Genomic DNA, 11530 nt, shown 5'->3' on the forward strand with positions numbered 1-11530 from the left:
ATTATATTCTATTCTATTTTTTGAATAATAGAAAAAAATGCCATTAGTTTTTTAATTTGTTTTTAAGTAAGATTGTAGATTCTAAAATAGAAATTGTAATAGCACCTTTTGGTACAGGTTTGCTGAAGTGTAGCGACTTGATTTTATGAAATTCATAATTTTTTTGTGAGGTTTTGGCGGTTAGTAGTGTGAATTTTAATAATTTTAATTGGTAATTATTACTATAATAGTTAAATGTTAATGCGAGCCAAAAATAAATAAAAATACTACAATATTAAAAAGGCTTTAACTTTTTATTATCATGATTAATTAATAATGGACTAATGAAAATAGAAATGAATAAAAAGTATCAGTCAGGTTTAATCGCAAATACTGATCTTCATGCAGGTGGTTTGTTTTTTTGTATCATCTACCAAAATCAACTAGAGTTCTTTGAGAATGGTAAAGTTGAGCTAACAAAAAAGGTCGTTGATGCCTTTCGTCCTATGGATGAGAACGATGTTGAACATTTAAAGAATTTTAACATTGTTGGAGACTATTCATTTAATGATAGAGGATATTTGGTTTGTAAGTTTGAGGATTTGTTTTGGACATTTACCGGATTGTCTAGCGAAAAAGACAGTTCAATTATTGCCTTTAATATTTATGATAGACGCTTACAAAATAAGTGGGGAGAGGTTTATAAGCTGGAAGAGATTATTTAGCAACAACGGTTTTTCAAATATTAGTTCGTTTTTTGGCTTTTTTTACAAATTCGATCACTCAAATATATAAAACGATAGCGCGGACTTGTAATCTGTGCCCGCTCCTAAATATTAATAAAAATTGAATTTTTTAATATGTTAGTGTATACTTTACGGGCACTGATTATAAATCCGCGCGATCTGGTTATTTAGCAACCGGGAATGAATTTATTTTAGAGCATAATTTATGTAGCCTCCATCTGCTAAAAGCTCTGTTCCGGTAATAAAACTTGCATCATCTGAAGCAAGAAATAATACTGTTTTTGCGATTTCTGCAGGGTCGCCTAATCTCTGCATAGCAGTAGCACTGGCCAGAAATTCTTTTGCGCCTTCAGGTACAGCTTTATGAAGGCCTGGTGTAGCAACCGGACCCGGACTCACAATATTGACACGAATTTTTCTTCCGGCTAATTCGTTTGCTGCGATTTGAGCAATTTTATTTAATGCTCCTTTTGTAGCCGAATAAATACTACTTCCTAAATTTGCCGCCGTCGCAACAGTTGACGAAGTAAAAATTACCGAAGAACCTTCTGCCAAATGAGGAAGCAGTTTCTGAAGTGTAAAGAAATGACCTTTGACATTGGTATTAAACTGTGCATCAAAATCAGCCTCCGTTACTTCTTCTATTGAACTAAATGTTGCGATTCCTGCATTTAAAAAAAGAGTATGCAATTTATCCCCGCTTTCTGCAAAAGCTTTTTCTAATAGTGAAAGATCAGATAAATTGGCAGTATCAGCCATTATAGTTTTTAAATTAGGATTGTTAATTTCGTCAGCTGCATTTTTAAGATTCTCGCTGTTTCTTCCAGTGATCCAAACGTTAGCGCCTGATTTTATGAATTCTTTTGCTGTTGCTAACCCAATTCCTGTAGTTCCGCCTGTTATGAGAACATTTTTATTTGTGAAATTCATTTTTTTAATATTTTAAATTTATACGAGCAAAGTTAATTTAGTTAAGTTTATTTTTGTTACTTTGTAACCAAAAGTAACAGTAACGTTTGAGTAACAAAGTAACTTATGAGTAACGAATGTCAGGTTGAGCACAGAAAAGAGATAATGGCAGTCCATGATACAATGGATATATTGAATGGAAAATGGAAAATTTCCATAATTTCATCGATCTGTTATCATAACAAGAGAAGATTTACAGATATTTTAAATGACGTAAACGGGATTTCCAACAAAATGTTAAGCAAGGAATTAAGGGATTTGGAAATAAATAAATTAATTAAACGCACAGTTCTCGATACGCAGCCTGTTACAATCCATTATCAGCTAACGGAGTATGGATTGACATTAAAAACGATCATAAATGATCTTGCAGAATGGGGATTAAAACACCGAAAAGTTATTATTGACGGTTAACAGATACCGAAAAAGACATAAAAAAATCCCATTTCGTTAGAAATGGGATTTTAATTTTTGTGACAGTAACAGCATCAATTTCAACATCTTTTATAGATGATTTGAAGTTATTTGCTTATTATATGTAGTTTCTGTCTTTTATGGTTTTGTAAACTAATACTATTAGTAAACTTTAGTTATCATTTCATCTATAGGCAAACGAACTTTTTTCGTAGCCGCCATATAGTCTTTTTCCGAATCCCTATATCCTAAAGCGAGGATAACTGTAGAGTGCAGCCCTTTTTCTTTCAAACCCAAAACGGCATCGATATTGGCGGCATTAAATCCTTCGATAGGAGTGGCATCTACTTTCAATTCTGCCGCAGCAATAAGCGCTGTTCCTAGTGCAATATAAGCCTGTTTGGCCGCCCAATGGGCTTTTTGTTCTGCGTTAATAGTGCTGAAATAGGAATGCAGTCCATTTCTAAATCCTGATAAGGCACCAGCATCAAGACCTCTTTGCTTTTCTGTCATTGTCATATAATCGTCAATGTAAGTCGGAGACATGTCAGTTAGTGCAGCAAAAACCAACAAATGGGAGCAAGAGCTAATCTGTCCATTATACGAATCAGCACCTAATTTTTTTTGAATTTCCGGATTGCTTACAACAAAAATACGGTAAGATTGCAGACCACAAGAAGATGCTGAAAGATTTATAGCCTCTAAGATCTGATCGACCTTTTCTTCTGTTACTTTAATGTTATTGTAAGCTTTTGTGGCGTAGCGCCATTTTAAATTTTCTATCAAATTCATTGCTATGTCTGTCTTAATTTTTGGCAAATATAAATGATATTGTTTTCTTTTTCGAGTTTTTAAAGCGCTCTGAGAAACTCCAGGTCAATCATCTTCGGTCACAAAAGAATATTTATCTGTTTTCCTTCATTATTATATTTGTTTGAAGATTAATAATCTTTGAAGTTGTATGTTAAAAGAATAATTAACTGAATTTATGCATAAATAAAAATATTTAATCTTTTATATTCAAATTTGCAGGGTAAAAAAACTAAACATTATCATCAGATGAAAGCGAACATACAAGAAGATAGGGGAATAAACGAAAAGCAAAATATTGAAAACACCCATAATACAATCCAGAATGATTTTGCATTCACACTAAAGAGCACTTGTTTAGATGAAAACTATCACCCCTCAAGCGAAACGCGTTTGACAACCAATTTTGCAAACCTGGCCAGAGGATGTAATAGCCAACAAAACTTACGTAATGCATTAAATATGATTAACAATCGATTCAATGCATTGGCTCATATAGATAATCCAAAAGCTGATCGTTATCTTGTAGAACTTGAAATCATCACAGTAACGATGAGTATTGACGATAAGAATAGTATTAACAATCTGCCGCTGATTGAAGTTTTAAAAACGAATATTTTTGACCGCAAGACTAACCAGCATATCGAAGGTATTGCCGGAAATAATTTTTCGTCTTATGTTCGTGATTATGACTTCAGTATTTTATTGATCGAGCACAATAAAAACAAACCTAATTTTTGTATTCCTGAAAATTTTGGTGATTTGCACGGAAAACTTTATAAGTGTTTTGTGAGTTCAGCCACTTATAAAGAGCACTTCAAGATGTCACCGATCATTTGTCTAAGTGTATCGAGCAACAAAACGTATACTCGTACTGAGTATCAGCATCCGGTTCTGGGTTTTGAGTATCTGCAGGATCAGTATTCTATCACTGATGAATATTTCTCTAAAATGGGCTTAAAGGTTCGTTTTTTCATGCCTACTAATAGTGTAGCACCGATGGCTTTTTATCATTCCGGAGATCTGCTTGCTGATTATACTGATCTTGGACTAATCAGCTCAATTAGTACGATGGAGACTTTCCAAAAGATTTATCGCCCTGAAATTTACAATGCAAATTCAGTGGCCGGGAAAATCTATCAACCAACTCTTAAACACGAAGATTATTCACTAACTCGTGTGGATTATGACCGCGAAGAGCGCAGCCGACTAGCTGTTGAACAGGGTAAATATGCAGAAGAGCATTTCATTAAACCTTACAAAAGTCTCCTGGAACAATGGTCTGCTAATTTTGCCCTTTAATTGATTACAACGCATTAAAATTATACTATTATGAAGAAATTATTATTACCTACCTCTATTGTTGGAAGTTTACCTAAACCTGCATGGCTTGCACCACCCGAAAAACTTTGGTCACCATGGAAATTAGAAGGTGATCAGCTAATTGAAGGAAAACAAGATGCTTTACGCATTTCTTTGCAGGAACAGCAATTGGCAGATCTGGATATTATTTGTGACGGCGAGCAGACACGTCAGCATTTTGTAACGACTTTTATCGAGCATTTAAGCGGTGTAGATTTTGAAAATCGTAAAACAGTAAAAATCCGTAACCGTTATGACGCGAGTGTTCCGGTGGTGGTAGGTGAAGTTGCACGTCAAAAAGCAGTTTTTGTTGAAGATGCTAAATTTTTACGTAAACAAACTAATAAGCCTATAAAATGGGCATTGCCAGGTCCGCTGACAATGGTCGATACTTTATACGATGACCATTATAAAAGCCGTGAAAAATTGGCGTGGGAATTTGCGATAGCACTCAATGAAGAAGCAAGAGAGCTTCAGGACGCAGGGGTAGATATTATCCAGTTTGATGAACCTGCATTTAATGTGTTCTTTGATGAAGTAAACGATTGGGGAATGGCAGCATTAGAAAGAGCTATTGAAGGTTTACACTGTCAAACTGCGGTTCATATTTGCTATGGTTATGGAATACAGGCAAATACTGATTGGAAAAAGACATTAGGTTCAGAGTGGCGACAATACGAAGAAATTTTTCCGAAAATTCAAAAATCTAAAATTGATATAGTGTCTTTAGAATGTCACAACTCCAATGTACCTTTAGATTTAATGGAACTTGTTCGGGGCAAAAAAGTAATGGTAGGTGCTATTGATGTGGCAACCAATGCTATTGAAACGCCAGAAGAAGTAGCTGCTACCCTGCGTAAAGCCCTTGAGTTTGTAGATGCCGAAAATCTTTACCCTTCTACAAATTGCGGTATGGCCCCGCTATCCCGAAACATAGCCAGAGGCAAGTTAAGTGCTTTAAGCGCAGGAGCAGAAATTATACGCAAAGAACTTGGGATTTAGTCTCAATATATTAATAATGAAGTCCGTGCCTCTACGGAGAAATAATATTTAAAACACATTGAATAAATTATTACAAGTATTAAAAAAAGCAGGTTTCGACGGTTTCCTGTTAATGATCGCCACTATGATTTTGATGGCTTATTTTTTGCCAAAGCCAGGTATGATCAAAGAACCTGTTTCGCTGGAGGAGATTGCCAATGCCGGTGTTTCCTTTATTTTCTTGTTTTATGGCATGCGACTGAGTGTTGAGAAACTAAAAGCTGGACTTTCGAATTGGAAAATGCACATTGTCGTTCAGTTGACCACCTTTTTATTTTTTCCGCTTATTGTTTTAGCATTTCGCCCGTTGTTTGTCAATAACGGCTTCGAGCTGCTTTGGCTGGGTGTATTTTTTCTGGCAGCATTACCGTCTACAGTTTCCTCTTCGGTGGTCATGGTTTCGATCGCCAAGGGAAACATTCCCGCGGCCATTTTCAATGCAAGCATTTCCAGTTTGATCGGAGTAGTGGTTACACCGCTCTGGGTTGGGCTGTTTATAGCTTCTGCAAAAGGCGATTTTGATGTTACTCAAATCGTCATAAAGCTGATTCTTCAAGTATTGTTGCCTATCATCATTGGTATAAGCCTCAATTCCCGTTTAGGAGCCATGGCCGAAAAATATAAGAAACAGCTCAAATATTTCGATCAGGCGGTTATTCTAACCATTATTTACACGTCGTTTTGCAAGTCATTTTCCGAACATCTTTTTGAGGGTTTCACCGCCCTTGAACTTGCCGGACTCGCGGCAGGGATGATGGCGTTGTTTTTTGCAGTATTCTTTTGTGTCGGACTAATCAGCCGCTTGCTTGGTTTTTCAGATGAAGATCGTATTACTGTCTTATTCTGCGGATCTAAAAAGTCATTGGTACACGGCACTGTTATGTCAAAAGTACTTTTTCAGCACAGTACCATTACCGGTATCGTATTGCTGCCGCTCATGCTTTACCATGCCTTACAATTGATTGCCGCCAGTATCATCGCTCAGGGTATGGCCCGACGAAAAGAAGTATAATTTTTTTATGAAGTTGCCCTTTATCTTTTTTCGATAAAGGGCACTAAAGATAACGCTCCCTGCTATAAAATAATACTTTTTAGATTTTTATACTGTTAAGATGAAGGTTGCAGTGTTTTATGTTTTTAACTTGAGTGAAATAAGATTTTTGTATTGTTTTTGGTTATATTTGAAGAATTTTATTCTGATTTAAAAATAAATTAAACCTGTTTAAAGTAATATTTTATGGAACAAATAGACGATATTGATCTTCAGTTATTAAATATACTTCACGATAATTCTAAATACACTGTAAAAGAGCTTGCTAAAATGGTAAATCTTTCGGCATCGCCTGTTTTTGAGCGGATCAAAAGATTGGAAAACAATGGTTATATTAAAAAATATATAGCCTTGTTGGATGCCGAAAAACTAAACAGAGGTTTTATCGTTTTCTGTAATATCAAACTTAAACAGCACGATCGTAATATTGGCCATCAGTTTGTTAGTGATATTATGAAAATAGAAGAAGTTGTAGAATGTTACAATATCTCTGGTGATTACGATTTTTTAATGAAAGTTTCTGCCAAAGACATGAAGCATTATCAGGATTTTGTGTTTAATAAATTAGGATCAGTTGAAAGTATAGGGAGTACCCAAAGTACCTTTGTTATGTCGGAGATAAAAAATCTCTACGGATAGTTTGCGATGGCTTATGGAAATTGCTATAATTTATTGAGCTTATTTACCAGATAACTTATCATTTGAGCAATATTTTCAGCAGGAATAGCGAAATCATTTTCTATCCAATTTTTGATTACAGCAATACTTCCTTTTTCTCCAAATTGGTATGCCATTTCAGCAAAAGGCTTTACTTCGGCAGTAAGTTCTATTTGATTTTCAACCGGAAAATTATTCCGGACACTTCTCAGTATTCGCGATAGAATTCCGCTTCCATCCGCTTTGGTAAACACAATTTTACTCATCTGCTTATCGCTTTCCAGTAATTGGCAGCTGAGCAGTATCACATCGTCCATATTGGTGCTTTTACGCAAAACCGCAGATAGTTTTTCAAAAACATCTTCTTCTATTTCAAGAAGTATATCCAGTGGAATATTATAATGTCTGTAAAATGTATTGCGGTTAACATCGGCTGTTTTACACAATTCGGAAATAGTAATTTCGCTGAGTTCCTTCTCCTGCAGTAAACTGAATAGTTGCTCACGCAGCACTTTTTTAGTATACTGAACCCTTCTGTCTTTTCTTAAATCCATCACAATTTTTTTTATATACGCTACAAAAACGCTTGTTTTTGTTCGTTAATGCACAGCAATAGCCTTTTTTGAAACAACAAATATATTTCTCTTCAATAGCTTTACATAGTGATCTTTAAAAGAACACAAAGCTAAATATGGAACATATTGTATCACAAATATAGCTCTTCTTTAAAAATTAAAGATAGAAGGATTGATTATTAAATTAAAAAAAATGGAAAATAAGACTTTACGAAAAAGAATACTGCTAACTGGTGCATCTGGAACTGTTGGTTTAGAAACCTTGCAGCATTTAGTTCAGCATACAGATTATGAAATAACGGTTTTTGATGTAAAAAACCAAAAAACGGTTAAAAAACTGGCTCCTTTTAGATCTCGTGTTGAGATTGTGTATGGAGATATCTGCAATAGAGACGAAGTACTGAAAGCTGCTCATAATAAGGATTTTGCTATTCATTTAGCGGCGGTTATTCCACCTCTTGCGGATATAAATCCAGAGTTGGCTAACAGTGTCAATGTAAAAGGCACAGAAAATCTTATTTATGCCTTAGAGAAAAATTCGCCACATTGTTATTTGATTTTTAGTTCCAGCATTTCGGTTTATGGTGATCGGATGAAAAATCCCGAAATAAGTATCACTGATATTTTACAGCCCAGTCCCGGTGATAAGTATGGGGAAACAAAGGTGCTGTGCGAGTCATTGATTCAACAATCCAAATTATCTTGGAGTATTTTTCGCCTGGCTGCGATTATGGGAAACCATAAAATATCCAAATTGATGTTCCACATGCCATTGGAAACGCCTATGGAAATCTGCACTCCACAAGATACCGGAAGAGCTTTTGCTAAAGCAATTGAACATCATAAAAAATTAGAAAAGCAAATATTCAACTTGGGAGGGGGAGAGGACTGCGTAATTTTATATCAATATTTTCTAGACAAAATGTTTGCTGAATTTGGCTTAGGGAAAGTTGATTTTCCAAAAAAAGCGTTTGCAGAGAAAAATTTTCACTGTGGTATTTTAAAAGATGGTGATGATTTAGATAATATTCTAGGTTTTCGACAACAAAATCTGAAGGATTATTTCGATATAGTCCGCCAGAAAATTCATCCTTTACAGAAAAAAATCACTTTCCTTTTTAGAAATGTTATAAAGAAATGGCTGCTCTCACAATCAGAACCTTATCACGCTTATAAAAATGGAAATTTCAAAGAGTTGAATCACTTTTTTAATCAATCAGATGAAAAAAAACTAGAAAAGGCTTTATTGTAAATTCTAAATAATAATACTTATGAAAATTAAAATGATAAGCCTGATAATACTGGCAGCAGTTAATTCGTCGATGTTTGCGCAACATAGTTTAAGTGTTGAAGTAACGGGCGTGGAACCTGGTAAAGGATATGTTTTTTTTGGATTGTATGATAAAGAGAAAGGTTTTCTTGATCATGCGTCACAAATTGCCACTGCAAAAGTAAAAGCTGCGGAAAATAAATTGGTCTATACGTTCAAAAATCTGCCAGATGGTGATTATGCTATTGCTGTGTATCAAGACGTGAATGGTAACGGAAAATGTGACCGAAGTATAATTGGTTATCCGACAGAAGGATTTGGATTTTCTAAAAATTATAAGCCAAAATTCTCAGCGCCTGATTTTGATGATGTGAAAATTGCAGTTAGCCAGTATGCTAAAACTAGTATTGCATTGATTGGGAAATAGAAAACCTTTGTCGGTGATTGGAATTGGAAAGACTGTAAATAAAATTGGAAGCACCTCAAATGAGATAACTCATCCTAAGTCTTCAAGCATTTAAGTTATTATTTTAATTATATAATTTCATTTTTGAATCATGTAACTACTTGCTTCCGTGGTTTTTGATATTTGTATTTTATAATTTACAAAAGATAATAATTTTTATATTATCTCATTCAATTATAAATAATCCTACAGCTTCTGAATTTTTATAATTAAAGTAATAAAATCAAAAAATCAATGGAAATGAAAAGTAAAAAAAAGCGCATTGCAATTTTAGGTGGAGGTCCAAGCGGTCTTTTTGTTTATACGAGATTGGTAGAATCCGGTTCAAATGATTTTGAGATTACAATTTTTGAAAAAAAAAAGGAGCTTGGATCTGGAATGCCTTACAGCACCGAAGGGGCAAATATAGAGCATATCACCAATGTATCCGATAATGAAGTGCCGCATATAGTATCTTCGATGTCGGATTGGATTTATACGGCACCTGCCGAATTACTTGAACAATATAATATTAAACCGGATCAATTTAATGAGTATAAAGTCGTACCGAGACTTCTATTTGGAAGTTATCTTGCTGCGCAGTTTGAAATATTGCGTAAAACAGGGAAGAAAGCGGGAATTGCTACAGCTGTGCATTTTGAAAGCACTATAACTGATATTAATTACGATATTAAAAATCAAACCGTAACGGTGCAAACTACAAAGGGCAGTAATCATGAATTTGATTTTGCGGTAATCTGCACAGGACATAACTGGCCGATACGTTATGAAGGTAAAGTTCCCGGTTATTATGATGCGCCATATCCGCCCCGAAAATTAATACAGCATTTTAATCATCCAGTTGCTATAAAAGGATCTTCTTTGACGGCGATTGATGCCATAAGAACAATGGCAAGGAACAACGGATTATTTGAAAAGGATTCCGAAGACAACCTTAAATTCAAATTAAATCCAGAGAGTACAGATTTTAAAATTATGATGCATTTCAGAAGCGGTATGCTTCCTGCTGTTCGTTTTCATTTAGAAGATTCACATCTTTCAAACGACTCTTTGTTAACTAAGGAAGAAATAGATCTGCACAGAAAAAGTAATGATGGATTTTTATCCCTTGATTTCATTTTTGAAAAGGATTTTAAAGAAATATTTATTGAAAAAGATCCAGAATTTTATCAGCGAATTAAAGATTTTTCAATTGAAGATTTTGTAACTGATATGATGGAACTGCGTGAACGTCTTGATCCTTTCCAGCTTTTAAGAGCTGAATACGTTCAGGCTGAGAAATCTATCAAAAGACAGGAATCAATTTACTGGAAAGAAATGCTTGCTGTACTAAGTTTTGCGATGAATCATCCCGCCAAATATTTTTCGGCAGAAGATATGCAGCGACTTCAAAAAGTTCTTATGCCGCTTATTTCCATTGTAATTGCATTTGTTCCCCAAAAATCTTGTGAAGAATTGCTTGCTCTGCATCAGGCTGGTGTTTTAGATCTTGTTCCTGTTGGCGATGACAGTACTGTTGAGCCGCAAAACGGAGGAGGGATTCTATATAATTTTGTGGATACCAATAACAATCAGAGGGTCTGTATATTATAAAACATTTGTAGACTGTGTAGGACAGCCTCATTTGTCTTACGATGATTTCCCTTTCAAGAGTCTGCTTGATCAAAAAGCGATTAGTCCGGCGCGTTTAAAATTTAAATCTTCAGAGCTAGGGCAGACTGCGTTTACCACAGATCCTGAGAAAGTTAAGAAAGATGAAAACGGCGATTATTTTTTGAATGTTTCAGGAATAGCTATTAATGACAATTTTCAAATTATGGATCAATATGGAGCATATAATAAAAAATTATACATTATGGCCGTGCCTTATATCGGAGGTTTAAATCCCGATTATTCCGGTTTAGATTTTTCTGAAGCTGCTTCTCTGCGCATAGTAAAAGATATTTTGAAAGATTGATAAATTAAACTTTATTTTTTCTGCATTTTTCACTGCAATATTTAACTTCATACCATACTTTTTCCCATTTCTTCCTCCACGAAAAAGGACGATTGCAAACTGGGCAAATCTTACTGGGCAGATTTTCTTTTTTTACTTTTTGCATTAAAAGGAAAACTGTTTTAAATATTAAACCTTCTGTGTGCTGTTATATCCAAATTATAAATTTATTATGTCTATTAAGATTGTAATAC

General features: G+C 34.7%; 14 protein-coding genes. 10 read left to right on the plus strand and 4 right to left on the minus strand.

Going from position 1 to position 11530, the window contains the following annotated elements:
* The first annotated feature begins 323 nt into the window (after positions 1-323).
* Positions 324-704, plus strand: a complete 381-nt coding sequence (locus FLACOL7796_RS08110; RefSeq protein ID WP_173970307.1) for a hypothetical protein — start codon at positions 324-326, stop codon at positions 702-704.
* A 207-nt stretch (positions 705-911) separates the two neighbouring features.
* Here FLACOL7796_RS08110 and FLACOL7796_RS08115 read toward each other — a convergent pair whose 3' ends face one another.
* Entirely contained in the window at positions 912-1655 is a 744-nt protein-coding gene (locus tag FLACOL7796_RS08115) for an SDR family oxidoreductase (RefSeq protein ID WP_173970308.1), read from the minus strand.
* 105 nt (positions 1656-1760) lie between these two features.
* Between FLACOL7796_RS08115 and FLACOL7796_RS08120 the strand changes: the two genes are divergently transcribed.
* Positions 1761-2108: a winged helix-turn-helix transcriptional regulator gene (locus FLACOL7796_RS08120; RefSeq protein ID WP_173970309.1), complete on the plus strand. Its 348-nt coding sequence runs from the start codon at positions 1761-1763 to the stop codon at positions 2106-2108.
* A gap of 162 nt (positions 2109-2270) precedes the next feature.
* Here the strand turns inward: FLACOL7796_RS08120 and FLACOL7796_RS08125 are convergent, their stop codons facing one another.
* Positions 2271-2900, minus strand: coding sequence for a nitroreductase family protein (locus FLACOL7796_RS08125; RefSeq protein ID WP_173970310.1), 630 nt, complete (start codon positions 2898-2900; stop codon positions 2271-2273).
* 267 nt (positions 2901-3167) lie between these two features.
* On the opposite strand from FLACOL7796_RS08125, the gene FLACOL7796_RS08130 reads away from it, so the two are divergent.
* From FLACOL7796_RS08130 to FLACOL7796_RS08145, 4 genes are all read left to right on the plus strand, one after another.
* On the plus strand, positions 3168-4220 hold the full coding sequence (locus tag FLACOL7796_RS08130; RefSeq protein ID WP_173970311.1) for a DUF1852 domain-containing protein: 1053 nt from the start codon (positions 3168-3170) through the stop codon (positions 4218-4220).
* A 30-nt stretch (positions 4221-4250) separates the two neighbouring features.
* A complete protein-coding gene (locus FLACOL7796_RS08135) occupies positions 4251-5282 on the plus strand; it encodes a methionine synthase (RefSeq protein WP_173970312.1) in 1032 nt (343 codons plus the stop codon).
* Positions 5283-5340: 58 nt separating this feature from the next.
* Positions 5341-6333: a bile acid:sodium symporter family protein gene (locus FLACOL7796_RS08140; protein WP_173970313.1), complete on the plus strand. Its 993-nt coding sequence runs from the start codon at positions 5341-5343 to the stop codon at positions 6331-6333.
* Positions 6334-6558: 225 nt separating this feature from the next.
* On the plus strand, positions 6559-7011 hold the full coding sequence (locus FLACOL7796_RS08145) for an Lrp/AsnC family transcriptional regulator (RefSeq protein ID WP_173970314.1): 453 nt from the start codon (positions 6559-6561) through the stop codon (positions 7009-7011).
* Positions 7012-7034: 23 nt separating this feature from the next.
* On the opposite strand, the gene FLACOL7796_RS08150 is transcribed toward FLACOL7796_RS08145, so the two are convergent.
* A complete protein-coding gene (locus FLACOL7796_RS08150) occupies positions 7035-7583 on the minus strand; it encodes a TetR/AcrR family transcriptional regulator (protein WP_173970315.1) in 549 nt (182 codons plus the stop codon).
* A gap of 214 nt (positions 7584-7797) precedes the next feature.
* Here FLACOL7796_RS08150 and FLACOL7796_RS08155 point away from each other — a divergent pair, with 214 nt between their 5' ends.
* The 4 genes from FLACOL7796_RS08155 (at position 7798) to FLACOL7796_RS24665 (ending at position 11297) form a co-directional block, all read left to right on the plus strand.
* On the plus strand, positions 7798-8856 hold the full coding sequence (locus FLACOL7796_RS08155; RefSeq protein ID WP_173970316.1) for an NAD-dependent epimerase/dehydratase family protein: 1059 nt from the start codon (positions 7798-7800) through the stop codon (positions 8854-8856).
* A gap of 19 nt (positions 8857-8875) precedes the next feature.
* A complete protein-coding gene (locus tag FLACOL7796_RS08160) occupies positions 8876-9301 on the plus strand; it encodes a DUF2141 domain-containing protein (protein ID WP_173970317.1) in 426 nt (141 codons plus the stop codon).
* A 279-nt stretch (positions 9302-9580) separates the two neighbouring features.
* Positions 9581-10933, plus strand: a complete 1353-nt coding sequence (locus FLACOL7796_RS08165; RefSeq protein ID WP_232067330.1) for an FAD/NAD(P)-binding protein — start codon at positions 9581-9583, stop codon at positions 10931-10933.
* Positions 10934-10964: 31 nt separating this feature from the next.
* On the plus strand, positions 10965-11297 hold the full coding sequence (locus FLACOL7796_RS24665; RefSeq protein WP_232067331.1) for a hypothetical protein: 333 nt from the start codon (positions 10965-10967) through the stop codon (positions 11295-11297).
* Positions 11298-11301: 4 nt separating this feature from the next.
* On the opposite strand, the gene FLACOL7796_RS08170 is transcribed toward FLACOL7796_RS24665, so the two are convergent.
* Positions 11302-11442 (minus strand): DUF2256 domain-containing protein, encoded by a 141-nt coding sequence (locus tag FLACOL7796_RS08170; protein ID WP_173970318.1) that lies wholly within the window; start codon positions 11440-11442, stop codon positions 11302-11304.
* Between the last annotated feature and the right edge of the window lie 88 nt (positions 11443-11530).

The organism is Flavobacterium bizetiae (genome assembly GCF_902804475.1).
Lineage (GTDB): Bacteria > Bacteroidota > Bacteroidia > Flavobacteriales > Flavobacteriaceae > Flavobacterium > Flavobacterium bizetiae.

Coding starts and splice junctions, on each gene's coding strand:
- FLACOL7796_RS08110 (WP_173970307.1), top strand. CDS start 324: ATGAAAATAGAAATGAATAAAAAGTATCAGTCAGGTTTAATCGCAAAT.
- FLACOL7796_RS08115 (WP_173970308.1), bottom strand. CDS start 1,655: ATGAATTTCACAAATAAAAATGTTCTCATAACAGGCGGAACTACAGGA.
- FLACOL7796_RS08120 (WP_173970309.1), top strand. CDS start 1,761: ATGAGTAACGAATGTCAGGTTGAGCACAGAAAAGAGATAATGGCAGTC.
- FLACOL7796_RS08125 (WP_173970310.1), bottom strand. CDS start 2,900: ATGAATTTGATAGAAAATTTAAAATGGCGCTACGCCACAAAAGCTTAC.
- FLACOL7796_RS08130 (WP_173970311.1), top strand. CDS start 3,168: ATGAAAGCGAACATACAAGAAGATAGGGGAATAAACGAAAAGCAAAAT.
- FLACOL7796_RS08135 (WP_173970312.1), top strand. CDS start 4,251: ATGAAGAAATTATTATTACCTACCTCTATTGTTGGAAGTTTACCTAAA.
- FLACOL7796_RS08145 (WP_173970314.1), top strand. CDS start 6,559: ATGGAACAAATAGACGATATTGATCTTCAGTTATTAAATATACTTCAC.
- FLACOL7796_RS08150 (WP_173970315.1), bottom strand. CDS start 7,583: ATGGATTTAAGAAAAGACAGAAGGGTTCAGTATACTAAAAAAGTGCTG.
- FLACOL7796_RS08155 (WP_173970316.1), top strand. CDS start 7,798: ATGGAAAATAAGACTTTACGAAAAAGAATACTGCTAACTGGTGCATCT.
- FLACOL7796_RS08160 (WP_173970317.1), top strand. CDS start 8,876: ATGAAAATTAAAATGATAAGCCTGATAATACTGGCAGCAGTTAATTCG.
- FLACOL7796_RS08165 (WP_232067330.1), top strand. CDS start 9,581: ATGAAAAGTAAAAAAAAGCGCATTGCAATTTTAGGTGGAGGTCCAAGC.
- FLACOL7796_RS08170 (WP_173970318.1), bottom strand. CDS start 11,442: ATGCAAAAAGTAAAAAAAGAAAATCTGCCCAGTAAGATTTGCCCAGTT.